At 58.1% G+C, this 24854-nt stretch carries 24 protein-coding genes and 1 tRNA gene; 8 read left to right on the top strand and 17 right to left on the bottom strand.

What is annotated here, in order from left to right:
• Positions 1-60 precede the first annotated feature (60 nt).
• From infA to VWZ85_RS05395, 5 genes are all read left to right on the top strand, one after another.
• A complete protein-coding gene (gene infA / locus VWZ85_RS05415) occupies positions 61-279 on the top strand; it encodes a translation initiation factor IF-1 (RefSeq protein ID WP_005978431.1) in 219 nt (72 codons plus the stop codon).
• Between the two features lie 175 nt (positions 280-454).
• Positions 455-1036 carry a Maf family protein gene (locus VWZ85_RS05410; protein WP_340546475.1) on the top strand — a complete coding sequence of 194 codons (582 nt, stop codon included), beginning with the start codon at positions 455-457 and terminating at the stop codon, positions 1034-1036.
• Positions 1033-2055: a ribonuclease E/G gene (locus tag VWZ85_RS05405; protein WP_416587335.1), complete on the top strand. Its 1023-nt coding sequence runs from the start codon at positions 1033-1035 to the stop codon at positions 2053-2055. The genes VWZ85_RS05410 and VWZ85_RS05405 overlap by 4 nt, the downstream gene beginning before the upstream one ends.
• Positions 2052-2234 (top strand): DNA gyrase inhibitor YacG, encoded by a 183-nt coding sequence (locus tag VWZ85_RS05400; RefSeq protein WP_340546477.1) that lies wholly within the window; start codon positions 2052-2054, stop codon positions 2232-2234. Before VWZ85_RS05405 ends, VWZ85_RS05400 begins: the two co-directional genes overlap by 4 nt.
• Before the next feature lie 81 nt (positions 2235-2315).
• Positions 2316-2390 (top strand) — tRNA-Phe (locus VWZ85_RS05395).
• Positions 2391-2793: 403 nt separating this feature from the next.
• Here VWZ85_RS05395 and VWZ85_RS05390 read toward each other — a convergent pair.
• The 13 genes from VWZ85_RS05390 to hmgA form a co-directional block, all read right to left on the bottom strand.
• Positions 2794-6177 carry an error-prone DNA polymerase gene (locus tag VWZ85_RS05390; protein ID WP_416587334.1) on the bottom strand — a complete coding sequence of 1128 codons (3384 nt, stop codon included), beginning with the start codon at positions 6175-6177 and terminating at the stop codon, positions 2794-2796.
• Entirely contained in the window at positions 6174-7652 is a 1479-nt protein-coding gene (locus tag VWZ85_RS05385) for a DNA polymerase Y family protein (RefSeq protein ID WP_340546479.1), read from the bottom strand. The genes VWZ85_RS05390 and VWZ85_RS05385 overlap by 4 nt, the downstream gene beginning before the upstream one ends.
• On the bottom strand, positions 7594-8148 hold the full coding sequence (locus tag VWZ85_RS05380; RefSeq protein WP_416534679.1) for an ImuA family protein: 555 nt from the start codon (positions 8146-8148) through the stop codon (positions 7594-7596). The genes VWZ85_RS05385 and VWZ85_RS05380 overlap by 59 nt, the downstream gene beginning before the upstream one ends.
• 172 nt (positions 8149-8320) lie before the next feature.
• Positions 8321-9871, bottom strand: coding sequence for a cryptochrome/photolyase family protein (locus VWZ85_RS05375; RefSeq protein WP_416587333.1), 1551 nt, complete (start codon positions 9869-9871; stop codon positions 8321-8323).
• A 162-nt stretch (positions 9872-10033) separates the two neighbouring features.
• Entirely contained in the window at positions 10034-11389 is a 1356-nt protein-coding gene (hemN, locus tag VWZ85_RS05370; RefSeq protein WP_416534677.1) for an oxygen-independent coproporphyrinogen III oxidase, read from the bottom strand.
• A 52-nt stretch (positions 11390-11441) separates the two neighbouring features.
• Positions 11442-12137 (bottom strand): NnrU family protein, encoded by a 696-nt coding sequence (locus VWZ85_RS05365; RefSeq protein ID WP_416538309.1) that lies wholly within the window; start codon positions 12135-12137, stop codon positions 11442-11444.
• Positions 12138-12181: 44 nt separating this feature from the next.
• The gene (gene maiA / locus VWZ85_RS05360; protein WP_416587332.1) at positions 12182-12868 is read right to left on the bottom strand and encodes a maleylacetoacetate isomerase; all 687 of its coding nucleotides are present in this window, start codon (positions 12866-12868) and stop codon (positions 12182-12184) included.
• A 58-nt stretch (positions 12869-12926) separates the two neighbouring features.
• Complete coding sequence (locus tag VWZ85_RS05355; protein ID WP_416587331.1) at positions 12927-13469, bottom strand: VOC family protein; 543 nt, start codon at positions 13467-13469, stop codon at positions 12927-12929.
• Entirely contained in the window at positions 13466-13681 is a 216-nt protein-coding gene (locus tag VWZ85_RS05350) for a DUF2783 domain-containing protein (RefSeq protein ID WP_416587330.1), read from the bottom strand. The genes VWZ85_RS05355 and VWZ85_RS05350 overlap by 4 nt, the downstream gene beginning before the upstream one ends.
• A gap of 5 nt (positions 13682-13686) precedes the next feature.
• Positions 13687-15297, bottom strand: a complete 1611-nt coding sequence (locus VWZ85_RS05345; RefSeq protein WP_416587329.1) for an FAD-dependent oxidoreductase — start codon at positions 15295-15297, stop codon at positions 13687-13689.
• Between the two features lie 150 nt (positions 15298-15447).
• Positions 15448-16398, bottom strand: coding sequence for an MBL fold metallo-hydrolase (locus VWZ85_RS05340; protein WP_416587328.1), 951 nt, complete (start codon positions 16396-16398; stop codon positions 15448-15450).
• An 11-nt stretch (positions 16399-16409) separates the two neighbouring features.
• Positions 16410-17666: a fumarylacetoacetase gene (fahA, locus tag VWZ85_RS05335; protein WP_416543479.1), complete on the bottom strand. Its 1257-nt coding sequence runs from the start codon at positions 17664-17666 to the stop codon at positions 16410-16412.
• 106 nt (positions 17667-17772) lie between these two features.
• Entirely contained in the window at positions 17773-19128 is a 1356-nt protein-coding gene (hmgA, locus tag VWZ85_RS05330; protein WP_416534670.1) for a homogentisate 1,2-dioxygenase, read from the bottom strand.
• Positions 19129-19201: 73 nt separating this feature from the next.
• On the opposite strand from hmgA, the gene VWZ85_RS05325 reads away from it, so the two are divergent.
• From VWZ85_RS05325 to VWZ85_RS05315, 3 genes are all read left to right on the top strand, one after another.
• A complete protein-coding gene (locus VWZ85_RS05325) occupies positions 19202-19642 on the top strand; it encodes a MarR family winged helix-turn-helix transcriptional regulator (protein WP_340546491.1) in 441 nt (146 codons plus the stop codon).
• A 57-nt stretch (positions 19643-19699) separates the two neighbouring features.
• Positions 19700-20959, top strand: a complete 1260-nt coding sequence (locus VWZ85_RS05320) for an adenylate/guanylate cyclase domain-containing protein (protein ID WP_416587327.1) — start codon at positions 19700-19702, stop codon at positions 20957-20959.
• Between the two features lie 139 nt (positions 20960-21098).
• Complete coding sequence (locus VWZ85_RS05315; RefSeq protein ID WP_340546493.1) at positions 21099-21392, top strand: VPEID-CTERM sorting domain-containing protein; 294 nt, start codon at positions 21099-21101, stop codon at positions 21390-21392.
• 44 nt (positions 21393-21436) lie between these two features.
• Here the strand turns inward: VWZ85_RS05315 and xrtE are convergent, their stop codons facing one another.
• From xrtE to rplS, 4 genes are all read right to left on the bottom strand, one after another.
• A complete protein-coding gene (gene xrtE, locus VWZ85_RS05310) occupies positions 21437-23068 on the bottom strand; it encodes an exosortase E/protease, VPEID-CTERM system (RefSeq protein WP_416587326.1) in 1632 nt (543 codons plus the stop codon).
• Positions 23055-23864: a division plane positioning ATPase MipZ gene (locus VWZ85_RS05305; RefSeq protein ID WP_340546495.1), complete on the bottom strand. Its 810-nt coding sequence runs from the start codon at positions 23862-23864 to the stop codon at positions 23055-23057. Before VWZ85_RS05305 ends, xrtE begins: the two co-directional genes overlap by 14 nt.
• 223 nt (positions 23865-24087) lie before the next feature.
• Positions 24088-24309, bottom strand: coding sequence for a 50S ribosomal protein L31 (rpmE, locus tag VWZ85_RS05300; protein ID WP_340546496.1), 222 nt, complete (start codon positions 24307-24309; stop codon positions 24088-24090).
• 11 nt (positions 24310-24320) lie between these two features.
• Complete coding sequence (rplS, locus tag VWZ85_RS05295) at positions 24321-24692, bottom strand: 50S ribosomal protein L19 (RefSeq protein WP_014876109.1); 372 nt, start codon at positions 24690-24692, stop codon at positions 24321-24323.
• Between the last annotated feature and the right edge of the window lie 162 nt (positions 24693-24854).

Genomic DNA, 24854 nt, shown 5'->3' with positions numbered 1-24854 from the left:
AAGCGCTCATTTAAGCGCACGTCCCGCAGACTCGCGGGAAACCGCAATTATGGAGATAACATGGCCAAGGAAGATACGCTCGAATTTCCCGGTGTCGTGAAGGAACTCCTGCCCAATGCGACGTTTCGGGTCGAGCTGGAAAACGGCCATGAGATCATCGCACATACGGCAGGCAAGATGCGCAAGAACCGCATCCGTGTTCTGGCTGGCGACAAGGTACAGGTTGAAATGACCCCATACGACCTGACCAAGGGACGGATCAACTACCGCTTCAAGTAAGCGTGGCGATCCCTCATATGAACAAAGCCCGGCCTTCGAGCCGGGCTTTTGTTTTGGGTGCAGCTCGCAGCGTGCTGGGTTGGGCTTTCCCCGGTCCGGCAGAGCCAGTAAGACAAGTCTGAAGTGCCTGGCGGCTTTCGCCCGCGGGTTAGAAACACGAACAAGAGGTCCGGACATGGCATTCATTCTGGGATCAGGCAGCCCGCGTCGATTGGAACTGCTGGCTCAGCTGGGAATCACCCCGGATGCGGTCTGCCCACCCGATATTGATGAGACTCCCAAGAAGGGAGAATTGCCGCGTCTTTACTGCGCGCGTATTGCCCGGCAGAAAGCCGAGGCGATCGTTGCCAACCCAGAGGATGTGGTTCTCTGTGCGGACACCACAGTAGCGTTGGGGCGCAGGATCATGGGAAAACCGTCCGATGCCGGGGAAGCGGCGGAATTTCTTCTGGCGCTTTCTGGACGTCGTCATCAGGTGATTACCTCGGTTGCGGTGCGCCGCGGCGATCGCATTTGGGCGCGTGATGTTGTCAGTGCCGTGAAGATGAAACGCCTCTCGGATGAGGATCTGAATGCCTATCTTGCGACCGGTGATTGGCAGGGCAAGGCGGGCGCCTATGCAATTCAAGGCCCAGCAGGAGCGTTGATCCCTTGGATCAACGGATCCTTCACTGGAATCGTCGGTCTGCCATTGGCCGAAACCGCCGCCCTGTTGCGCGGCGCAGGCTGGACACAGAGTAAGGAGACAGCAGCATGAAGGGACGGACAATTGTGCTCGACCATATCGATGGTCGCGAGGCCGCGGCGCTCATGGTGGATGGCCAGCTTGAGGATCTGCTGATTGACAGCGACGCACCGACACCGGGCACGATTTACCGGGCCCGAGCAGATCGCCCCGTCAAGGGGCAGGGCGGAATGTTCCTGACCACACCGGACGGGCCGGCTTTTTTGCGTCAGGTCAAGGGGTTGGCGCCCGGTCAGGAGTTGCTGGTGCAGCTGACAGGATACGCCGAAGCTGGCAAGGCCTTGCCAGTCTCCCAAAAACTCCTGTTCAAGAGCCGCTACGCGATCGTCACGCCTGAGGCTCCTGGCCTTAATATTTCCCGCTCGATCCGCGACGAGGATGAGCGGGACCGCCTTTTGGAAATCGCCCACGATGCGATGGGGGATCACGGCTATGGCCTGATCCTGCGCTCCGCCTGTCATGGCGCTGACGGGGAGGAGATTGAAGAAGATATCCTCGCCATGGTGGCGCTGGCCTCCCAGGTCATGGAGGATTCCGGTAGCGGACCAGAAGTATTGGCGGAGGGGGACACCCCGCATCTTCTTGCATGGCGTGACTGGACCGATCCGGCAGATATCGAGCGCGATCCCGGTGGATTTGAACGTCTGGGCGTATTGGATGCACTGGAAACGGTTCGGGGCATTCGCGAACCTCTCAGCGGGGGTGCCTTTCTTTTTATCGAACAGACCCGCGCGCTGATCGCTGTCGACGTAAACACCGGCAGCGACACATCGCTTGCAGCTGGCGTGAAAGCCAATATGGCCTGCGCAAAATCCCTGGCCCGGGCGCTGCGGTTGCGCGGTCTCGGCGGGCAGATCGTTATTGATCCGGCTCCTATGCCCAAGAAAGATCGTCGCGCTTTTGAAACCGCGTTGCGGGCCAGTTTTCGCAATGACAGCGAAGACACCGTTCTGGTTGGCTGGACCACGCTTGGCCACTTTGAACTGCAACGTAAGCGAGGCCGTATTCCGCTGGCGGAGGTGCTTGCATGAGCTGCCCGATCTGTGACGGAGAAACCTCCAGCGATTATCGCCCCTTCTGTTCACGCCGCTGCGCGGATATTGACCTTGCGAAGTGGTTCAACGGCGCCTATGCGACCCCGAGCGCGGACCCGGAAGACATTGAAAACGCTTTGGAAGAAGTCGAAAAACACCGAGAAACCAAACATTAGCGATTTTCTTTGAAAAAGCCTCTGGACACGGTCACGCCCACGTCATAGAAGGCCCACACCCAAGGCGATAAGCCTTCCCGTGCCCGGGTAGCTCAGGGGTAGAGCAGTGGATTGAAAATCCTCGTGTCGGTGGTTCGATTCCACCCCCGGGCACCATTGTATAACTATAAATCAATGATTTAAGTTGAGATGCGCTACGCTCCTACCAATCTGCTGGCTAGCTGGGTGCCAACTGCCGCTCCTGCATCTTCTTGATCGTCGTTAGTCGTGCGCATGCCTCGCAAGCAAACTCAATCCGAGTCACTCTCCTTCTTGAATAGCTTCTCTAGCGCTTGGATGTCATCGTCACTGAACTCCGTGAAAAGCGACAAAGACATCGCGCTCGTTACTTTCGCCTGCACGGCGTCCCAATCGTCAGATGGGTCATGCTCGATCTACTTCGAGATACCTTTTGTAGTTCGATGCGCACTGACGTCGATAGCTCTCGGCTGGTCGCAAAGTGATAGGGTGTTGCAAAGCCGAAACGCATGAGTTGTGGTAGAAAAGGCGATACTGCGGTTCAATGAAAGTCCCGGCTTGGAAAGAGCCTCTTGGCTTGATCCCTTGGATGCATTGCGCGGGCTGGATAGCGGGTGCGTTTCGGGGTGTCGTCCGCACGTGGCCCCTCGGATTGAATTGCACTGTCTAGCGGGTGGCCTAGCTCCGATAGCCTCGCAGATTCGTCCTCGATATTCTGGGCGATGACATGCACCACAGCACCTTCTCGTTGAAGGTAGCCTGTTACGCGCAACAATCTCCCCCCCATGACAGTGCGGCGAAAACGTTCGTATATCCTGTTCCAAACCACCACATTGCAAACGCCGGTCTCATCCTCGAGGGTCAGAAATATCACGCCTGAAGCGGTGCCCGGTCGTTGCCTCGTAATGACCAGGCCGCATACGCAGACTGGCTGTAATGGCGCGGTTATCAGCTGGTCGTGGCAGATCAGGCCGGGTAGAGCCGGACGCAGAAGTTCCATCGGATGCGCGCGTAAGCTCAGGCGCATTGAGACATAGTCTTCGACGACTTCTTCCCCCAGATGCATCCGCGGCAGCATGACGTCCGGCTCGGTGATGGCTTCTCCGTCGAACTGATCGTTGAACAGCGGAAGCTGTGCAGGAGTTCGGATTGATTTTACTTGCCAGAGCGCCTCTCGGCGCGGGACACCCATAGACGAGAAGGCATCCGCCTCAGCCAGACGCTCCAGGGCTGCAGGGGCAAGCCCCGCGCGCAACCAGAGGTGCTCAGGATCTATATACCCGTTTCCGCGCGCAGCAATGATCCAGCCTGCGTCGTCTTCCTTGAAACCTTTGATCTGACGAAACCCTAGACGCAGGGCCAATGTTCCATCCGGGCGGCGTTCAAGCGTGTTGTCCCATTCGGAGCAGTTTACACAGATCGGCCGGACTTCGATACCATGATCACGTAGATCCCGGATGATCTGTGCTGGAGCATAAAAGCCCATCGGCTGAGAATTGAGCAAGGCACAGGCAAAAATTGCCGGGTGGTGACATTTCAGCCAAGCTGAGACATAGGCCAGCATGGCAAAGGCTGCAGCGTGGCTTTCGGGAAATCCATAGTCCGCAAAGCCTTCTATCTGTCCGAAGCACCGTTCGGCAATGTCTTGGCTATAGCCGTTCCTCAGCATTCCAGCGATGAATTTGTCGCGATACTTTCCAATTGTTCCCATGCGCCTAAAGGAGGCAAGAGAACGGCGCAGGTGGTCAGCTTCTTCTGCAGAAAAACCCGCACCGACAACAGCGATCTGCAAAGCCTGCTCCTGAAACAGAGGCACGCCCATTGTGCGCTTGGTTACCTGTTCCAGAGCAGGTCCGAAGGGATCCGGGTTTTCCAAACCGTTTCGCCTGCGAATATAAGGTTTCACCATATCTCCCTGTATCGGACCCGGGCGGACGATCGCGACTTCGATAACCAGATCGTAGAATTTGCGGGGCCGCATCCGGGGCAGGAAATTCATCTGTGCCCGGCTTTCTACCTGAAAGACCCCCACCGCATCTGCGGCACAGAGCATATCGTAGGTGGCCTCATCTTTTTGGGGGACGGTTGCGATGCTGTGCGTTATGTTCTCGTGTTGCTGCATCAAGGCAAAGGCTTTTTTAATGCAGGTGAGCATACCCAATCCCAGCACATCTACTTTCAGAATGCGCAGGGCATCAATATCATCCTTGTCCCAGCAGATGACGGTACGATCTTCCATTGCGGCATTCTCAATCGGGGCAAGTTCGTCCAGCCGTCCACTGGTGATGACAAACCCGCCCACATGTTGAGAAAGATGACGTGGAAAGCCGATGATCTCGCCGATCCGTTGTATCGTCTGCATCAGGCGGCGGTCTTCTAGATTGAGCCCAAGTTCACGAATGCGATCCAGATCCACATTGCCATTGCTCATGCCCCAGATCTGTCCGGACAGGCCTGCAGTTACATCCTGGCTGAGGCCCATAACCTTGCCGACCTCGCGAATGGCAGCGCGCGTGCGAAAGTGGATGACGGTTGCGCAAAGCCCAGCACGATGGCGACCGTATTTCTGGTAAATCCACTGGATGATTTCTTCACGCCGTTCGTGTTCGAAATCAACGTCGATATCCGGTGGCTCTCCCCGATGCTTTGACACGAAACGCTCAAAAACCATCGCAATCATATCGGGGCTGACATCCGTAATGCCCAAGAGATAGCAAAGGATTGAATTGGCAGCAGACCCGCGTCCCTGGCAGAGGATCCCCTTGGATTTGGCAAATTGCACGATGTCATGAACGGTCAGAAAATAGGCTGAAAACTCCAGTTCTTTGACAACAGAAAGCTCTTTCTCCATCAGCTGAATTGCCCTGTCCGGAGGACCATCTGGGTAGCGACGTTTCAAGCCTTCCTGAACCAGGCGTTCCAAACGGGCCTGTGCTGTTTCACCGTCCGCCTCTTCATGTGGGTATTCATAGGAGAGTTCACCCAGATCAAAATTACATCTATTGGCAATCTCCAACGTGCGGCGGAGCGCTGCAGGGTGATCACGAAATATACGTGCCATATCGGCGCCCGCTTTGAGCCGACGTTCTCCATTTGGCAAGGCGCGGGTGCCAATCTCATCGATGGTGATATTCTCGCGCATGCAGGTCAAAACATCAGCAAGCTGCCTGCGATTGGCACGGTGCATCAGGACATCTCCGATCGCCACCATTGGAGCGCATGTTTTTTGCGCTGTCTGGGCGCAGGCCGCGAGATAAGCCTGATCGCTTCCATCATAGCGCGGCGCGGCCCCCAAGAAGACATGGTGCGGAAACTGCCGCCCCATTCGTTGAATATCCAGGACAGCATCGTTCAATGATCCCTTTGGCAAGGCGATCAGGATCATGGCCTGGCAGGCATTGATGACGTCTTCAGTGTAGAGAATACATTTACCTTTTTCCGCACGCCGTTTCCCGAGGGTGAGCAATCTTGCCAACTTACTATAGGCGGTTCGGTTGCATGGTAGGGCCAGCCAATCCACTGCGCTGTCCTGCAAGATGAGACGGCATCCGACAATCAACTTGGGAAGGACCGGTGCTATCGGCTTGGGAATGGCAGATGCGTGGCCTATCTCTTGCCGAGAGGAGGAATCGATCCGCTGGTGGGACCGGATTTTCAAGGCATCCTGTGTTTCCCGTGTCAGCTCCTTTAGCGCACTCCAGGCCCGGACAACCCCCGCAAGCGAGTTGTGATCTGTTATTGCCAGCGCTGACAGTCCCAATTCGGCAGCTCGCGCAACCAGTTCTTCGGGATGGGAGGCCCCGGTCAGAAAGGTGAAATTTGTGGTGGCACACAGTTCGGCATAATCTTGCTTTTGCAGTCGTCGATCCGGCAGATCTTTCTGAAACACCTCAACCTGCCGATGCCTGTGGTTGACCTCAATCATGCGAATTCCCCCTGCACGTACCAGCCGGGGTTCTGAGGCGTATAAAACAGCCAGAGCCGTCGCCCCTGCGTGGTTTCCACCCGCCAATAATCACGCAAGCCAGACCGCCAGTTGTCGTCATCAAACCACCATTCGGGGGTGATGCGCTCCGGTCCGGTGGCCCTGCCTGTGGTCAATGACATGCGTCGCCAGCGGAAATGGGTCGGCGGATAAGATCCGCCCCCTGCAATCGGTTCTGGGTGAAACAGGCAGAGTGGGCGTGGGTTCCTGCAAACCCAACCGCTGGCGGCGGTTGAATAGGCCGCAGGTGATGTAATGAAGCTACGTTCCGGAATATGGCTGTCGGCGGGAAGAAAACGCTGAATGTTTTCAAGACCGATCCGTGTCCCGAGCCGCGTAATCAGATCGTCCAGCCGGTCGTCGCTGTCAGTGGCAACGTGAGTCATCTGCTGCGCGGGCAGAGCCTCGGTCTGTGTCGCTTCGAGACGCAGCTGATCTATGCCAAAGCCAGCGTCAATTTCAGACAGTCCCTTTTCGAACAGGGGGAGAATCCGGAGTGGATCGCGCAAGGGGCGGGCCAGACGCAATTCCACTTCTTGGTGTCCCTGATCCACTCGCCGCAGTGTTACGACAAACACACGGGCGCCCATCTCATGGGTTTTCAAGGTTGCACAGAGTCGTGTCAGCAGTCTTTTCGTGCCAGCCATGACATCATCTATCAGGCCGATAGGCTCTGGCAATGTCATGCGGACACCGTAATGGGGCGGCGCGGCCAAAGGTGTGATTTCTTCAACTTGCTGCCCTAAGGCCTGATCCAGCCTCATCACTACGTTTGGTCCAAAACGGCGTGTCAGCGGGGCACGGGGCGTTGTCGCAAGATCCCCGATTTTGCGCAGCCCCAATCTGATCAGAGCGGTTGTTGTCTTCACATCCAGCCGCAGAGCGGCAACGGGAAGGTCCTTAAGAGCTGGCAACATAGCCCCTGGTGCAGCCTGTCCCTCGCCGAAATGTGCCAGCGCCCAGGCTGCTCCGCGTGTGTCGGCCAGTCCGATCTGTGCCGATAGGCCCGCCCGTGTCAGACCTGTGCGGATATCACTCAACATATTGTCCTCTCCTCCAAAAAGGTGAGAAGAGCCACTGATATCAAGAACCAGGCCGTCCCGGCCTTCTAACCCTACCCAAGGGCAATACCGGGTGGCCCATCGGCGCAGGGTCAGCAAGAATTGCTGATCCCGGTAGAGATCCGCAGGGGCTGTTTGTAGTTTTGGACAAAATGCGCGGGCGTCTGAGTGGGACATACCCTGGTGCAAGCCTTGCTGCGCGGCTTCCGTATTGAGGCAATACAGCCGATTTGCATTGCTGTGTTTGATGGTCAGCGCAAAAGGGCCGGACAGCGGGTACTGCCGAAGAAACCGGTCACTCGCTAACCGGTGAAACCATATCGACACGACGCGACGTGCGATTCCATCGAACATGCCAAGATCCAACTGTTCCCGATTTGTTCTTAATAAGACTCCAGTGAAAATGAGTCGAGTCCTGTGCATGAAATAGAGGTCGACAGCGCCAGCGGCTTTCGGCGGCATTGCTGCCCATCCCTTCAGGGATAAGGCAAAGACCGGTGCTGTTTCCTGTCTTCGCCGCGAGTTGCAGACGCCGCCCGGCAGTAAGGCTGAGAGGTTTGCTGATGTCGATCGCGACCAATGCGACAGCGCGCTCCCGCAACGCCTCCTCGGCACTGGCAAGCCCATCGGTCTGATGCGTCACATTTGCAACCAGCATCTGAGAGGGATCTGCAAATTCACCTAGCCCCAGAGGGTTGATATATTCTGGACGGTGGCTTTCACGTATCCAAAGCGTGGGTCCGCAGGTCTGGGCCATCAAAGCTGCAAGAAACCCAAAACTGCCAGGACCGCAGACTTCATGTACGCGTCCGCGCTTGAGTGGAAAATATGGGAGCGTTGAAGTGGTCATGATCGATTTATACCGTGTCACATCGCCCTGCAAAAGTGGCTGCCCTGACAACAGCAGAGACCGCACAACAAACCAGTCGAGGGCAAAGTGCCAATTCTGACGGACATGTTTGGTGAAAGGAGCGTGATCCTGAATCGGGTTAATATTCGGCCAAATCCCCGAAAATGCCTATTTAGAGACTGTTCAGAACCTTTCTTGCACTGCTGAGATAGGCCTCCTGTTTGTCTGACGACATTCTGTCCCAGGTCCGATAGGGCTGCATCAAACGCGGGTTTCTTGACAGTTTTTCACGGTTTCGGATCAGAAAATCCCAGTACAGCGGTGTAAACGGGCAAGCCTTGGGCCCTGTTTTTTGTTTCACGTCATAGGCGCAATTCGCACAGTAATCCGACATCTTGTTGATGTAATTTCCACTGGCGGCATAGGGCTTGGACCCTAGGAAACCGCCATCTGCAAACTGGCTCATGCCGATGACATTTGGCGCTTCAACCCATTCATAGGCATCTGCGTAGACCGCCAGATACCATTCGTGGACCTGGTGCGGGTCCACTCCAGCCAGCATGGCGAAATTGCCGGTGACCATCAGCCGCTGAATATGATGTGCATAGGCCTCGTCACGGGTCTGACTGATGGCTGCGGCCATACAGGCCATGTCGGTTCGGCCACTCCAGTAGAACTCTGGCAGGTCCCGTGTTGCCCCCAGGAAATTCATTGAGGTGTAGCCCGGCATGTTCAGCCAGTAGATACCGCGCATATACTCGCGCCAGCCGATAATCTGACGAATAAACCCTTCGACCGCATTGAGAGGAGCGCGCCCCTCATAATAGGCACGTTCGGCGCGGAGGCAGACTTCTAAAGGGCCAAGCAGGCCAATATTGATGTATTGCGCCAGAACGGAGTGGTAGAGAAACGGCTCTCCTGTCAGCATGGCATCCTGATAATCGCCAAATAGTGGCAGCGCCTCATCTACAAAATGATCTAGCGCCGCCAGGGCTTCCTTGCGGGTGACTGCGAACCAGAAGGGGGTTAGCTGTCCGAAATTGCTGGAAAACCGCTGCTCCACCAGCGCGAGTACGCCTTGCGTGATTTTGTCCGGATCGGTGTGAACAGGCTTGGGCATGAACATGTCGTTCTGGGCCGGTTTGCGGTTCTCAGAATCATAGTTCCATTTGCCACCCTCAGGGTCGTCACCCTGCATCAATAAGCCGGTTTTGCGACGCATTTCGCGATAGAAATACTCCATGCGGAGTTGTTTGCGCCCCTCCGCCCAGTTGCGGAACATCTCATGACTGGCGAGAAAGCGGCTGTCCTCAAGCATGGTCAGCTTTGCCGGTCCAGACCAGTTGGTCAGCGCCTCTTTGAGGCGATATTCTCCCGGCTCGGTGATGAGAACCTCTGTTGCCGGGGTCTGCTCCAATGCACGCTCCAGCTCGCCAATCAAGCTGCCTGAATTGTCGGGATCCTCAAGTCGTATGTACCGCAGGGCCCAACCGTCGGCGGACAGCTCATCCGCGAAGTGCCGCATGGCGGAAAAGACAAAGGCGAGTTTCTTTTTGTGGTGCGGGACATAACTGGCTTCCTCCGTAACTTCAGCCATCAGGAGGCGGTCTTTCTGTCGGTCACCCTGCTGCAGAGACGAAAGATCATGCGACAGCTGATCACCCAGGATCAGAATAATCCTGCCGCGGTCATTGCTGTCCTGAGGTGTCACATTATTGGTCATGTCCCGGTACTCCGCTGGTCTGGCAGCAGATAGCGTGACCGTGAAAGCTGGCAACGGGGAAAGCTGGCAACGGGGAAAGCTGGCAACGGCAGGGTGGTCCCGCGCAGAAAGGCGCGACAGATAAGCCAATATTCGAGACTGATCTATGTCATTTTCAAAGCGTCAAGAGGCCTGGCTGTAGCGGACACCCTCTGGTTTATGCGCGTCGAATGCGCTGGCGATGATCCGGGTCAGCGCGCGCCCTTCGGGTTTGACGCGGAGGGCGTCGTCCGCCCAGGTCACCAGTTCACCGTAGGTCGCGGTGACCTCCTCCAGATCCGCAGTCAGCTGCTGGCATATGGGCCCGTACCGCTGGCGCAGTTCCGTGAGATCCAGCAGGAAATCACACATCAGCATTTCAATCGCCCGAGCCCGCACCTTGTCGATCTGGGTAAGTTGATGGCCGCGTGCGCCGGCAAGCTCGCCGGCTTCAATCCTCTGAACATAGGCGGCCGTAGCAGCTGCATTCTGCACATAGCCGCCTTCAAAGCGCGAGATCGAAGAAGCGCCAACACCGATCAGCGTCGGGCAGCGGTCATCCGTGTAACCCTGGAAGTTTCGCCGCAAGCCGCCATTTTCGCTGGCCAGGTTCAAGCGGTCCTGAGGGCGCGCAAAATGATCTATGCCGATGTTGGCAAATCCGGCAGATCGAAATGCCTCTGCGGCCAGCTCAGCCAGATGGTAGCGGGCTTCATCGCCTGGCAGCGCGGTATCATCAATCAGCTTCTGCCGTTTTGCCACCCATGGGACATGGGCATAACCAAACAGGGCGACACGATCTGGCGCCAGTGTCAGCACCTTGTCAACCGTATCCGCGATGCGTGTCGCGTCCTGATGGGGCAATCCATAGACGAGATCGGTATTCAGAGATCGAATGCCAGCCGCGCGCAGCTCAGCGACACAGGCGGCAGTGACGTCATAGGGCTGGATACGGCCGATTGCTGCCTGCACCTCGGGATCAAAATCCTGAATGCCGATGCTGGCGCGGTTCATGCCTTCCTCTGCCAGAGCCGCAATCTTGTCGCCGTCTACCATTGTCGGGTCGATCTCGACTGAAAACTCGCAATCATCTGTCGGCGGTATGGCAGATTTCACCGCTTGCGCCAGCCGGTGTATCAGCGCTGGCGGCAGAATGGTCGGAGTGCCGCCTCCCCAATGCAGGCGGCCCATCTGCAACCCTTTGGGAAGTCGCTCGGCGAGAAGGGACAGTTCTTTTTCGACGGTGGCGATATAGCTTTCGACCGGGCTGAGTGTCTGAGTGCCCTGGGTTCGGCACGCACAAAACCAGCACAAGCGTTCGCAGAAGGGCACGTGTATATAGACTGACACAGGTTCCGCCGGGTCCAGCGCCGACAGTGCATGGCTCTGGAAAGCGCTATCGACGGCTGCGCTGAATACCGGCGCTGTGGGGTAGGAGGTATAGCGGGGAACGCGGCTGTCAAAAAGTCCCAGCTCGCGAAGGCGATCAATCTGTTTCATATTGCCAGATATGACCGATTTCTGAATGCAGGACTTTGCGCGAAATCAAATTTTAGACTGGCAAGGGTGAAACGCCGATCACGCGCTCATGCAAATGTAACGCGGCCGCCCAGAGCAACAGGCCAAGCGCGGCCCGTATGGCCAGATCCCGCAGGTGCTGTTGCCGCCAGCCTGAGTTGAGGATCGGGCGTAGCGAGAACAAGGCGGTAGTTGCGAAATAAGCCGCTGCGTCCGCACCAAGCGTTGCGCGTGCCTTAAGGTCAAAGAGCAGGATTGCAGCACCGGCCAGGAGAAAGGATCCGCCAAACACAATGGCATGAGCCAAATCGCCGTTGGCCAGCAGATGTGACAGCGACCAGAGTGCCAGCGCCAAGAGGATCGGATGGCGGCTGAACGCGGCGCGCCCGGGATCATCCCGCGTCGGATCGGAACTGCGCCGTCCTCCAAGCGTAAAGGGGGTTTCCACGCCCAAACCGCAGCTTGTCAGCACAAAGACCAAGGGCATTGTCAGCATCGGGGCCCATCGCAACCAATCAGATGGCGGCCAGAGTTCGACATAAGGCGCATCAGCCGCGGCTACGATGACCCAGCCGAACACTCCGAGTGACAAAAGCCCGTAGGCCGAGAAATAGGCGCGGCGACCAAGGGTTGCGATCAGTCGCCCGCGCAGATCTGCGAGGCGTGGCAGGAAATGGCTGACGATAAACACTGTCATGGCAAGGGTGAAACCCGTCCAATCGGTTGACATCAATGATCCCCTCGTCTGGCAGGAGCCGTACCGCTGGAAGCGGATTATCCTATCTGTTTGTCCGTTGTAGTGGCGGAATGAACTGCATCCGGATGCGCCATCGCGAAGGCCTGATTGCTTGCACATGTGGCTTCAATCTCACCAAGACGGGGCAGGTCGTTGAAATCCACCCCCCAGCGTCGGGCGTTGTAGAGTTGTGGCATCAGGCAGAGATCTGCGAGCCCCGGACGGTCTCCGGTGCAATATGGCGAAGGGGGATATCTTTCCAGAAGCGCATTAAAAGCAATGAGACCCGGACGAATGAAGTGGCGCATCCAGTCTGCGGGCATGTCGAGAGAGTGTTCAGCATCTTGCGGCTGTGCCTCTGCACAAAGGCTGGTGGCGTAGCGGGCGACCTTCAGATTGCAGACAGGGTGCAGATCAACCGCGATGGAGTGGGCAAGGGCCTGAACCCCCGCACGCTCTGAGGGGGTGCCAGGCAGCAGGCCAAGGTTTCGGGTCTGGTCCAGGTAGTCGAGGATTGCCAGCGATTGCGTCAGGCGCAGCCCGTCGATTTCCAGCACCGGCACGAACCCTTGCGGGTTGCGGGCCAGATGCTCGGGGCCGGTTTGCTCGCCGTTGACCAGATCCACGGTTTGGCTCCGGTAGGCGATACCCGCGAGATTGAGGGCAATGCGAACACGATAGCTGGCCGATGATCGCCAGTAGTCGTAGAGTATGACATCAGACATTCCGGTCTCCCTGCATGGCCTGAGTGATCGGTGGAAACACCGCCCCGCGGCCCGATCACTAAAGCTCGCTCAATTCCTTGGCGTGCAGCCATTCGGCATGTTTCGGCGCCTTCTTGGTCTTGGACCATTCTTCCAGCATTTCCCATTTCACGGAGTCCAGCTTTTGCAGCAGTGCCTGTTCCTCCGGGTCGGGGCAGGCCAGCTCCACCCGGTGGCCGTTCGGATCGAAGAAATAGATCGAGTGGAAGATCGAATGATCGGTGACGCCCAGCACCTCAACGCCGTTGGCCTCCAGATGCTCCTTGAACTGGATCAGGGTCGCGCGGTCCTTCACCTTAAAGGCGATGTGCTGCACCCAGACCGGCGTGTTGCGGTCGCGGTCCATTTCCGGCTTGGTCGGCAGCTCAAAAAAGGCCAGGACGTTGCCGTTGCCTGCATCCATGAAGATATGCATGTAGGGATCGGGTTCATGGGTGGAGGGAACATGGTCCTCGGCAATCGCCAGGACAAAGTCCATGTTCAGCATCTTGTTGTACCACTCCACCGTCTGCTTGGCGTCTTTGCAGCGGTAGGCGACGTGGTGGATTTGTTCGATTTTCAAGCGGAGTCCTCCCCGGTTTTCAGCGCGGCAGCAGCCAGGGCCTGTTTCAGGATCGCGCGTTTCCCGATGTGATTTGCCAGCACCAGCACCAGCCGTGCATTCAGCGCATCGCTTTCGGCCTTGCTGAGATCCTCATACGCGGCAAGCAGATCGGCATAGAAATCGTCGGCGCGCTCAAGGTTGGCGGCCAGGATCAGTTGGTCTTCGGTCATGGTGATCACTCCTTGCCGATGGCCCGGCGGATCGCATGCCGGAACAGGTTGTCGTCATAGCTGGGGCGGCGGGCGGCGACATGCTGGTCTGGGCGGATCAGGTAGACACCGCTTTCATGCTTGCCCAGGTAGCGGTCCTTCAGCGCCAGTGTCTTGTCGTCCTTGCTGGAGAGCGCCAATCGGGTGACCGTGATGCCGGATTCCTCAATCTCATCAGGCGCGTCGGCGTCGATGGTCAGCAGGGTGAATTTGTCGCCCAGCTTGCCAAGCAGAAACCCGTCGACCAGCGGCACATCGGGGCAGGGTGAGCCGGGCCGGGTGCGTACCGGCCCGTTGAGCGCGTCTGCCGAATTCAGCGGTGAGCCCTCATAGGTGCAGGGCACCGACAGCCGGCCGGAGTTCACCAAAGGACGCGCGAATTCATACTGTTCGGACAGGTCCAGAACCGCATCACGCAGGACCCGGCTGACTTCCGACTTGGGGGTGATGAAATCGGTGGAGCGCGAGGAGTTCCGGATATTCTCGTCAGCGCCGTGGACGCGTTCAATGTCATAGCTGTCCAGCAGGCTTTCCGGCGCTTTGCCGTCCATCACCAGCTTGAGTTTCCAGCACAGATTGTCGGTATCTTGCAGGCCGGAGTTGGCACCGCGGGCTCCGAACGGCGACACCTGATGTGCGGCATCGCCGGCGAAGATCACCCGGCCATGGCGGAACTTCTCCATGCGGCGGCACTGGAAGGTGTAGATCGAGACCCACTCAAGTTCGAATTTTACATCTTCGCCCAGCATCGCCTTGAGTCGCGGGATCACGTTTTCGGGGCGCTTCTCACGCTCCTTGTCGATGTCCCAGCCCAGCTGAAGGTCAATGCGCCAGACCCCGTCGGGCTGCTTGTGCAGCAGTGCCGACTGCCCCTTGTTGAAGGGAGGGTCGAACCAGAACCAGCGTTCCGTCGGGAAATCCGCGTCCATGATCACATCAGCAATCAGGAAGTTGTCTTCGAACACCCGTCCGACGAAATCCAGCCCCAGCATCTGCCGGGTGGGGGAGCCGGCACCGTCGCAGGCAATCAGCCAGTCGGCTTCCAGGTTGTAGGAACCTTCTGGCGTGTCAATTTCCAGCACGGCATGGCTGGGGTGGGTGCCGATGGCAGAGACCTTGTTGCGGCCGCGGATTTCGATCGGCGCGCCTTGCTCCCGCAGCTCTCGGACCCGGTTCACCAGGTATTCCTCGAAATAATACTGCTGCAGATTGATAAATGCGGGCCGCTTGTGGCCCTCCTCAGGCAGAAGATTGAAATCGTACACCTTGCGGTCGTCGAAGAAGACTTTGCCGAGGTTCCATTGAACGCCTTTGGCGACCATCGGATCCCCGAGGCCAAGCCGATCGGCGATTTCCAGTGTCCGTTTCGAGAAGCAGATGGCGCGAGAGCCAAAACTGACCTTGTCGTTGTCGTCCAGCACAACCACGCCAATGCCCTGCTGGGCCAGGTCAATTGCGGCAGCAAGACCAACCGGCCCCGCACCGATCACGACGACTGGATGACGCACCGGCGAGGGCGCATCCTGATCGTCACTGCGTTGATAAGAATACAAGGGAACTTCAAAGATCTTGTTCATCTGGCCTCCTCCCAAATCCGGGTGCCGTCAGGCACGGCTCGACTAGCCCCCGGTCGCGGCTACGCCGAGGTTCTGGTCAAACATTTCATAGGTACTGCTGGGGCGATACGATCTGGATCAAACCGCCCCGAGTATAAATTTGCCTGGGCCTCACCCCTGCAGGGCTTCCCACATCTCCAGATCGCGCTGAGCGGTCCAGATCCGGGGGGTGTCGATGCCGCGTGCCTCGTCATAGGCACGGGCCACGTTGAAGGGCAGGCAATGCTCATAGATGGCATAATCTGCAAACTTCGGATCGCATTCTGCGCGCACCGCGTCCCAGGCTTCTTTCAGCGTGCCGTTGCGGGCTGCAACTTTCGCTGCCGGGCGGTAGGTGCTTTCAACGAAATCGCGGGTGCTTTCGACGGCGCGTTCCACCGCGTCCTTGCCCACCAGCGCGTCTCCACGACCGGGGGCAATGGCGTCGACATCATAAGCTTTGATATTGTCCAGCGTCCTGCCCCAGTCACCGAAATGCCCGTCGCCGCAGTAGCAGGCTGAGTGGTCTTCGACGATATCGCCGGTGAACATCACGTTCTGATCCGGCACGTGGATCACCGCGTCACCCGCGGTATGGGCGCGACCCAGATGCTTGATGTCGATCCGGCGATTGCCGAGGTAAACGGTCATCGAATCGCTGAAGGTGGTGGAGGGCCAGGTCAGTCCGGGGATGCTCTCATAGCCCTCGAAAAGGCGCGGGAAGCGCTGGAATTCGCTGTCCCAGTCCTCCTGCCCGCGTTCGACCACCATAGATCGGGCCTTGTCCGACATGATGATGTTCTGCGCGCCAAATGCGGAAGCACCCAGTACGCGAACAGCGTGGTAATGTGTCAGCACCACATGGGTGATCGGCTTGTCGGTGACAGAGCGAACGCAGTCGATCACCTTGTTCGCAAGCCGTGGGGTCGCCTGCGCTTCGACGATCATCACAGAGTCATCGCCGATGATCACGCCGGAGTTCGGGTCGCCCTCGGCGGTAAAAGCATAAAGCCCCTCGCCGATCTCATCAAAGGTGATTTTCTTTTCGGTCATGTCCCCTTGGGACGCAAAAGCTTTTGCCATTGTGGTCTTCCTTATCTTGCGTAGGGGTCTTCAAGCGCGGGCAGCACGGTACCGGTGCAGTCGCCGAAACCGATGGTGTAGCCATCGCCTTTGGCCGCGCCTTTCAGGGTCAGCGTGTCACCGTCGGCGATGAAGGAGCGCTCCTCGCCAGTGTCCAGCGTTAGCGGCTCCTTACCGCCCCAGCTGAGTTCCAGGAGCGAGCCGCGGCTTTCCTTGGTGGGGCCGGAGATGGTGCCGGAGCCCAGAAGATCGCCCGCGTTCATCGGGCAGCCCGAGGTGGTGTGATGCGCCAGCTGCTGTGCGGCGGAGTAATACATTTCTTTGTAGTTGGTCCGCGCGATGGTTGTGGCCTCTTTGCCTTCCGGCGCCATGGTGACCTCAAGGTCGATATCATAGAGCATCGGGCCGCAATCCTTCAGGTGGTCCAGCAGTTCCACCTCACGCCCGGGCGTGTCGCAGCGGAACGGCTCCAGCGCCGTTTTGGTCACGATCCAAGGAGAGATCGTGTTGGCAGTGGCCTTGGCCTGGAACGGTCCCAAGGGCTGGTATTCCCAGGCCTGGATATCGCGCGCGGACCAGTCGTTCAGCAGCACGTAGCCAAAGATGTTGTCATCCGCTTCCTGCACGGTGATCGGGCCATCGGAGGGGGTGCCGACAATGGCGCCCATCTCCAGCTCGATATCGAAGCGCGCGCAGGGCGCCCACCGCGGCGTCTCGTCATTTGGACCTTTCAGCTGACCCCAGGGTCGGCGCACATCGGTACCGGACACCACAACGGAGGAGGCCCGCCCGTTATAGCCGATCGGGATATGCAGCCAGTTTGGCGGCAGCGCATTTTCCGGACCGCGGAACATGGTGCCGACGTTAAAGGCGTGGTTCTTGCCCGCATAGAAGTCGGTGTATTCGCTGACGGCAAAGGGCATGTGCAGCTCGGCGTCCGTAGCCGGAACCAGCAAAGGTTCGACCTTACCCTGCTCGGCAGAGCCTTCGGACAGCAGCGCTGTCAAACGGTTGCGAAGCGCAGTCCAGACGGCCGGACCTTCTTCCATAAGGTCGTTCCAATACGGAACGTCGAACAGTGGCGCATCGCTCAACTGGACCAAGCCGGTTTCCTCGGCGGCCTGCATATCGAGGATCATGTCGCCGATGGCCACGCCGCAGCGCGGATCGTCTCCATCAACAGAAAACACGCCATAAGGCAGGTTATTCAGTGGGAACGGATGGGTCGCGCTGTTGGCGGAGGTGACCCAGGATTTTGTCAAAGGCATACGTGGTCCTTTTCGTTTGAGAGCAGCTGCTCTCGTCATCTTTCCCGAAATACTCCGGGGGTGAATGCGGCCTTCAGGCCGCAGAGGGGGCAGCGCCCCCGTTGGATTACTTCTTGCCTGGTGTGCCGTCGAATTTCTTCTCGATATCGGCCCAGCAGTCGATGTAGTCATCCTGCAGCGGGGCTTCGTTCGCGGCAAAGCCTGTCAGATGCTGCGGGAAACGGGTCTCGAACATGAAGGACATTGTGTTCTCGAGCTTCTCGGGGCCGAGGTTGGAGTTCGACGCACCCTCGAACGCATTCTTGTCCGGCCCGTGCGGCAGCATCATGTTGTGCAAGGACATGCCACCCGGCACGAACCCTTGCGGTTTGGCATCATACTGGCCGTAGATATTGCCCATTAGCTCCGACATGATGTTCTTGTGATACCACGGCGGGCGGAAGGTGTTCTCGGCCACCATCCAGCGTTCGCGGAACAGCACAAAGTCGATGTTGGCGGTGCCCGGTACACCGGACGGCGCGGTCAGCACGGTAAAGATCGACGGGTCCGGGTGGTCGAACAGGATCGCGCCGACCGGGCAATAGGTGGTCAGGTCGTATTTATAGGGCGCGTAGTTGCCGTGCCAGGCGACCACATCCAGCGGCGAGTGGCCGATCCTGGTCTCATGGAATTGACCGCACCATTTGATGGTCACTGTGGACGGCGTCTCGCGATCCTCGAACGCCGCCACCGGCGCCTTGAAGTCGCGCGGGTTGGCCATGCAGTTGGCGCCGATGGGCCCGCGGCCGGGCAACTCGAATTTCTGACCGTAGTTCTCGCAGACAAAGCCGCGGCAGGGGCCTTCCAGCACCTCCACCCGGTACACCAGACCGCGCGGGATGATGGCGATTTCCTGCGGTGCGAGGTCGATGATACCCAGCTCAGTGGCAAAGCGCAGGCGTCCTTCCTGTGGCACCACCAAGAGTTCAGAATCGGCGGAGAAGAAGTAGCTGTCCACCATCGACTCGGTGACCAAATAGATGTGGCTGGCCATGCCGACCTGGGTGTTCACATCGCCTGCGGTGGTCATCGTGCGCATGCCGGTGAGCCAAGTCAGGCCTTCATCCGAATGCGGCACCGGATCCCAGCGGTACTGGCCCAGCGAGATCACGTCCGGATCGACGCAGGGGGCAGACTTCCAATGCGGCAGGTCGATCTTCTGATAGCGGTGCGAATGCTTGACGGACGGGCGGATGCGGTAGCACCAGGTCCGCTCCGGCACATCGGCGGTAAAAGCGGTGCCGCTCAGCTGTTCGCCGTAAAGACCATAGTTGCACTTTTGCGGGCTGTTCATGCCTTGCGGCAGCGCACCGGGCAGCGCCTCGGTTTCAAAATCATTGGCAAAGCCCGGCATATAGCCCTCGTGTGGCCCGGTAAGGGACGGGGCCTGGATCATTTCGTGGGCATCGACTTTGTGATTCATGGCGCGCTCCTTTTCTTAACTCTCTGTTTCGGTAATAGTTGATTTTGTAACTAACAAGGCATAGGTCACCCTCATGACCGAAAAAGATGACTTCGCGCTGCAGGATTTCTTACCCTATCTCCTCAATCGCGCCGCAGAAGAGAGCTCGCTTGAGTTTCAACAACACTACAAGAATCGCTACGGGATGCTCCGTACCGAATGGCGGGTCCTGTTCCATCTGGGCAGCTACGGGCGCATGACCGCAAAGGAAATTGGCCAGCGCGCCAAAATCCATAAGACCAAGATCAGCCGTGCCGTTGCGAAGCTCGCCGAGCGTCGGTTTGTATTGCGTCACCGGGATGAACGAGACCGACGATCAGAGCATCTGGAACTGACCCCGCAGGGGCAGGCCGCCTATCGCGATCTTCGGGAGCAGGCCGCCATCTATGATGGGCAGCTTGCATCCCGACTCAGCGAAGGTGAAAGCGAGGCGCTGCGCCACATGCTGCGCAAACTGGCCGGAATTGAACCATAGACATCCGTTGGTTGAGGCTTCAGATTGGGCCGGAACCACAATGTGAGGCCGTGCACAATGACGGATGCTGCTCTGCGCGCCACGCCGATAATCGACTGGCTGACTGCTGAAGGACTAAGAGGGGCAAGCCGTCAGGAGATGCTGCAAGGCTTTTGCCAGAGGCTTGCTGACGACGGCGTGCCGCTCCTGCGGTTCCATCTGGCGCAGCGTGCCTATCACCCAAAATACGGTGGTATCGGCTTTAGCTGGACCCGCGCGGACGGCTTGTCGCATGAATTCTATGAACACAGCGATACACCGCGGGATGAGTGGCTCTACAGCACCTTCTATTATATGTTGGAACGCCAGGTGCCTGAGTTTCGCACCAAACTGACCGGGCATGTGCTGGAGCGGTTTCCTGCACTAGCGCAGTTCAAACAGCGCGGGGCCACGGATTACTTTGCGCTGGCAATGCGCTTTGGTGATTTTGCCGATGCCCCTTTTGATCCTAAGCGGCCGGGAGAGGGCATCCTGTCATCCTGGTCAACCGATCATCTCGATGGTTTCTCAGAGGCGGATCTCACGTTGATCCGTTTTATCTACCCGCATCTGGCGCTGGCGCTGCGGGCGGCCTCTGCCCAGCAGATGGCCAAGGATCTGCTTCAGGTCTATCTCGGTCGCGATGCTGGTCAGCGGGTTCTGTCAGGAGAAATACAGCGGGGCTCGTCACGCCAGATTGATGCGGTGATCTGCTATTTCGATCTGAAAGGCTTTACCCAACTGGCTGAGCAAATTCCGGGCGCCGAATTGATCGACATGATTAACGACTACTTTGGTCTGGCGGTCGAGACCATTCAGACCCATGGAGGGAATATCCTCAAATTCATGGGTGATGGCATATTGGCGATGTTTGACCTTGGCAGTATCGGCGAAGATGCAACAGCAGCGCTCGCGGCGGCCAGTGGCTTACAGAGCAAGATACGCAATCGCAATGTCGAGCGTGCGCAGCAGAGTAACCCGGTTGCTGATTTCACGCTGGCCCTGCATGCCGGCGAAATCCTCTATGGTAATATCGGATCTGAGAACCGGTTGGATTTCACGGTGATCGGACCAACCGTCAACCTGACGGCACGGCTGTCAGGTATGCACGCCTCTGTTGGTCGCAGCATCATTGTCTCGGAACAGGTTCAACGGGCGGCCCAGCCGACCAGTCACGATCTGGTGTCGCTGGGTCGCTATATGCTGCGCGGTGTTGCCGAGCCGGTTGAGCTCTTCACGATTTACGAAGGCAGCGCAGCGGGTCTTTCTGATCGGGCGTCAGAACAACGCTCAGCCTGAACAAAGGTAAAAATTGCCATAATTTACGCATTTTTTCCGCGTAAAGCAGAACTGCGACAGATTATGGCCAACGAGATTCGTGCAAGAAATCTTGAACTGCCATGCCTGACTTTATTGAGAGAGCAGCGAGGAAAGTGCGATGAAACTGGCAGTGCGCATACATGACCTGATAACCGTTGCGGCCGTTTTGTGTGCAACTGCCCCCATGGCATTTGCGGCTGGTGAATGGCCTGACGCGGGCGGACCGGGCAATGGGAACGGCAATGGCAATGGTTGGGGCAATGGTTGGGGCAACGGCGGGGGCAATGGGAACGGCAACGGCAATGGCCAGACCGTGCCTGAGATCGACGTCAGCGCAGGTATGCTCGCCGTGGCTGCGGTCGCCGCTGCTTTGCTTCTGAGCTGGGAGTTGCGCCGGCGCCGGTCTGTCTAGAACCAATGGCTGCCAGGGCGTCGCTTGAGTCAACCATTCTGGACCTAGATAAGTGTCCAGTTCCCGGTCGCAAAGGCAACATAGGCGATCAGGGCATTTGCCACCATATGGGCCAATATGGCGGCCGGTAACCCGCCCCCACGCAGATATAGGGCGCCAAAGATTGCGCCAGCGGCCACACCAAGCGCGAAGCGGTCATGCATCAGACCGAACAGAAGGCTGCTGACAATCAAGGCGATAACCGCCCGTAGAACCTGACCCTGCCCGGCCATGCGGCGCAGCAGATACCCGCGAAAGAACAGCTCTTCGATGATGGGCACCAGAATTATGGTCCCGAGCAGGCGTGTCGCAATCCATAGGGTATCCCGGTGCTCTGTCATGTTGCCACGGCTGATGTCGGGTGTGGCCATCACGATCCAGACGGCTGCAATTGCGGCCCCGGCGGTGATATCCATAGCGCTTGGCCTGTAGGCCAGCGCCCTAAGGGCAGGCCAGAACAACAGCAATGCGGCTGCCATCATTGCAGTACGCAGCGGATATCCGTCGGCAGGTTCTGCCCAGATTGCAGAAACCAATACGCCGCTCAGCATCATCACGACAAAAGGCACTATGCTCGCGATCAGCATATCGGCGCGCAGCGGTGGCAGGTCGGCGGTTGCGGCGGCCACCCTAGCGGGGTTGCTCTGCAACCAGCGAGAGCGATGGGCAATCGCCAGGATCAGCAGCGCAAGACAGGTGAACATCAGCCAGCCGGCATAGCTGTGAAATCCGTTGACCGCATGTTCCGGTGCAATCCAGGCGCCGATCAGGATCAGTATAGCGATACGCGCGACATTGAAGCCCCAGCTGAGCAGCAGAGCGGCGGGAAACAGGAACAGCCAATATCGTGTCTGCCTGAGGTCGCGGCCCATCAACAGCGCATAAAGCCCCATAAAGGTCGTGACGAGGGCAAACCCTTCGACGCCTGAGCAGGGTTCGCCGATCTCCACCAGAAAACCGTCGACACGGATCAGATGCAACGCCGGATCGGACCAGACAGTGGCACCTGAGCTTTCCAGAACCCATGTCACGAGGAGGAACGTCACCGACGTCAGCGCTTCTATGTTCCAGATCGGTTCCATCATGCGAGTGATATCGGGCATGACCAGTGCCACAAGAAGCGCCAGGATCAGAGGCAGGCCGCAGCCGCGCAGCCAGACAACCCAATCTCGAAGTGGCATCAGGGCCAGCAGACCGCCTAGCCCGGCGATGCCGCCGCCTAGGCAGACCAGAATAAGGGTCGGCGAAATCCATGCGTTGATGCCGCTGGGTCCAAACAGGGCCAGCGGGACCAGCGCGATCAGAAGACCGACGAGGTTCAGGATAACTGCCGATGGGCGTTGCGAGGCGCTCCCGACAAATGCGGCCAGCGCAGTATAGGCGCTGCGCACCAGCACAAGATAAAGGCTGAGCACGGTCAACAACGCCAGCAAACGCCCGGCGAGTGATCGCACGGTGGTACAGGCGAGATCCGCTCCGGTGAATTTGCAATGCACATCGGCCAGCAGCTGGTAGGCGACCATGACAAGCAACAGCTCGGCAATCGCCAACCCGAGGATCAGGAATAACCGTCGGCTGCCGTTGCCCAACACCTGGTCGATAGGGCGCGACGACTGTGGCTGATCAGATATCGACATCCACGCCTGGCAGATTCAGCGATTTCATCATGTCGCGCAGTTCCTGCCGTGCCGCGATGTTGGAGATATTCAGCTGTTTGACGCCAATATCCTTGAGGTCCAGCAGGGTCAGCCCGCGCGGAAACAACTCCCGGAACACCACCCGTTCCGAAAATCCGGGGGCAACGCGGAATCCGATCCGTTTCGAAAGCATGGAAATCGCGCGTTCCATCTTTTCCTTGTTCACCATGCGCTGAGTGCCAACTCGATTTCGGATCACAATCCAGTCAATTGGTTTCAGGCCAGCCTGCGCGCGCAACTGTCGCGCGTTCCAGACCATTTCGGAATAAACGGACGGCCCGGTGATCTTTTCACCCTTTTGGTCAGTATGCGCCAGGAGGTCAAAATCGACAAAACTGTCGTTCAGTGGCGTGATCAGCGTGTCGGCCAGGGAATGGGCGACCTGACTGAGCCGGGTGTGCGAACCCGGGCAGTCGATCAGGATAAAGTCGTTGTTGGGTTCCAGCTCGGAGACCGCCGCAGACAGCCGGTGGTCATAGATGTTCTCGCCGGGTTGCAGGCTTTCGGGATCGATTTCGGGCAGCTCATGCAGCTCCACCAGCGGCAGGTCCAGCGCGGCCTTTTCCATGAACGCCTTGCGGTTTTCCAGATAGCGCCCCAGTGAACGTTGACGCAAGTCGAGGTCCAGGGCGGCAATCTTGTATCCCAATCGGGCCAGGGTGGTTGCCACATGCATGGAAACGGTGGATTTGCCCGCGCCCCCTTTTTCGTTGCCGACGACAATAATATGCGCCACGTTCGCTTCCCCCAATCACTGCGCAAAATACCGCGCATTTTGGGATGAGTATACTGCCCGCGCGAATCGATGGAAAGCGGGATATCCGCACGTTAGGCCCTGTTTTAGGGTCTAGGTTCATCCTGCGTTAACCGGAGAGGGCGCTGCGCGGGCAGGCGTGGCACCAATAAAAAACGCCGCCCAAAATGAGCGGCGTTTTCCGAAAGAACAAGACCGGATCGGCTTAGAAGCCCAGGCCTTCGTATTTTTTCTTGAACTTGGATACGCGACCACCGGCGTCCATCAGGCGGGTCGAACCACCGGTCCATGCGGGGTGCACGGTGGGGTCGATGTCCAGCGAGAGAGTGTCACCCTCTTTGCCCCAGGTGGAGCGCATCTTGAGGATGGTGCCATCGGTCATTTTGACGTCGATGAAGTGGTATTCGGGATGGGTGTCGGCTTTCATGATACCACTCCTTACGCTTTGGCTTTGTAGTTTGTATCTTCTGCAATCCGTGCGGATTTACCGCGACGGGCGCGCAGATAGTACAGTTTCGCACGGCGAACACGGCCGCGGCGCACAACAGTGATGCTGTCGATGTTGGTCGAGTGCAGCGGGAAAACACGCTCCACACCTTCGCCAAACGAAATCTTGCGAACGGTGAACGAACCGGCGATGCCAGAGCCATTCTTGCGGCTGATGCAGACACCTTCGTAGTTCTGCACGCGCGAGCGGCTGCCTTCGGTCACTTTGTAGCCAACGCGGATGGTGTCACCGGCTTTGAAATCGGGGATCTCTTTCCCCAGGGCGGCAACTTGTTCCGCCTCCAACTGTGCGATCAGATCCATCGCAGGTCTCCTATGGTTGCTCGTGGTTTTGTCCACGAAGTTTTGCGCGGTTGCGAGAGCTCTTGGTCTTCATCGGGTCCCGCCATTTGCAGCCCGCCAGAGATCGTCCCGTTCTTTCCTGAGAGTGGGCTGACATCCCCCCAGATTGCCGAAGAAGGCGGG

It is taken from the genome of Phaeobacter sp. JH20_29, from assembly GCF_048056175.1.
GTDB lineage: Bacteria > Pseudomonadota > Alphaproteobacteria > Rhodobacterales > Rhodobacteraceae > Phaeobacter > Phaeobacter bryozoorum.
The sequence above is the reverse complement of the archived record's forward strand: the minus strand, read 5'-3'. Positions and strand labels throughout refer to the sequence as shown.

Bases quoted from the DNA above. Each gene is read 5' to 3' on its own strand.
- xrtE (WP_416587326.1), bottom strand. From the start codon at position 23,068: ATGTCGATATCTGATCAGCCACAGTCGTCGCGCCCTATCGACCAGGTG.
- VWZ85_RS05385 (WP_340546479.1), bottom strand. From the start codon at position 7,652: ATGTTCGATGGAATCGCACGTCGCGTCGTGTCGATATGGTTTCACCGG.
- VWZ85_RS05365 (WP_416538309.1), bottom strand. From the start codon at position 12,137: ATGTCAACCGATTGGACGGGTTTCACCCTTGCCATGACAGTGTTTATC.
- VWZ85_RS05410 (WP_340546475.1), top strand. From the start codon at position 455: ATGGCATTCATTCTGGGATCAGGCAGCCCGCGTCGATTGGAACTGCTG.
- rplS (WP_014876109.1), bottom strand. From the start codon at position 24,692: ATGGATCTGATCGCACAGTTGGAGGCGGAACAAGTTGCCGCCCTGGGG.
- hmgA (WP_416534670.1), bottom strand. From the start codon at position 19,128: ATGAATCACAAAGTCGATGCCCACGAAATGATCCAGGCCCCGTCCCTT.
- hemN (WP_416534677.1), bottom strand. From the start codon at position 11,389: ATGAAACAGATTGATCGCCTTCGCGAGCTGGGACTTTTTGACAGCCGC.
- VWZ85_RS05350 (WP_416587330.1), bottom strand. From the start codon at position 13,681: ATGACCGAAGACCAACTGATCCTGGCCGCCAACCTTGAGCGCGCCGAC.
- VWZ85_RS05400 (WP_340546477.1), top strand. From the start codon at position 2,052: ATGAGCTGCCCGATCTGTGACGGAGAAACCTCCAGCGATTATCGCCCC.
- infA (WP_005978431.1), top strand. From the start codon at position 61: ATGGCCAAGGAAGATACGCTCGAATTTCCCGGTGTCGTGAAGGAACTC.
- VWZ85_RS05340 (WP_416587328.1), bottom strand. From the start codon at position 16,398: ATGGCAAAAGCTTTTGCGTCCCAAGGGGACATGACCGAAAAGAAAATC.
- VWZ85_RS05315 (WP_340546493.1), top strand. From the start codon at position 21,099: ATGAAACTGGCAGTGCGCATACATGACCTGATAACCGTTGCGGCCGTT.
- fahA (WP_416543479.1), bottom strand. From the start codon at position 17,666: ATGCCTTTGACAAAATCCTGGGTCACCTCCGCCAACAGCGCGACCCAT.
- rpmE (WP_340546496.1), bottom strand. From the start codon at position 24,309: ATGAAAGCCGACACCCATCCCGAATACCACTTCATCGACGTCAAAATG.
- VWZ85_RS05345 (WP_416587329.1), bottom strand. From the start codon at position 15,297: ATGAACAAGATCTTTGAAGTTCCCTTGTATTCTTATCAACGCAGTGAC.
- VWZ85_RS05405 (WP_416587335.1), top strand. From the start codon at position 1,033: ATGAAGGGACGGACAATTGTGCTCGACCATATCGATGGTCGCGAGGCC.
- VWZ85_RS05375 (WP_416587333.1), bottom strand. From the start codon at position 9,871: ATGACCAATAATGTGACACCTCAGGACAGCAATGACCGCGGCAGGATT.
- VWZ85_RS05320 (WP_416587327.1), top strand. From the start codon at position 19,700: ATGACGGATGCTGCTCTGCGCGCCACGCCGATAATCGACTGGCTGACT.
- VWZ85_RS05380 (WP_416534679.1), bottom strand. From the start codon at position 8,148: ATGACCACTTCAACGCTCCCATATTTTCCACTCAAGCGCGGACGCGTA.
- maiA (WP_416587332.1), bottom strand. From the start codon at position 12,868: ATGTCTGATGTCATACTCTACGACTACTGGCGATCATCGGCCAGCTAT.
- VWZ85_RS05325 (WP_340546491.1), top strand. From the start codon at position 19,202: ATGACCGAAAAAGATGACTTCGCGCTGCAGGATTTCTTACCCTATCTC.
- VWZ85_RS05390 (WP_416587334.1), bottom strand. From the start codon at position 6,177: ATGATTGAGGTCAACCACAGGCATCGGCAGGTTGAGGTGTTTCAGAAA.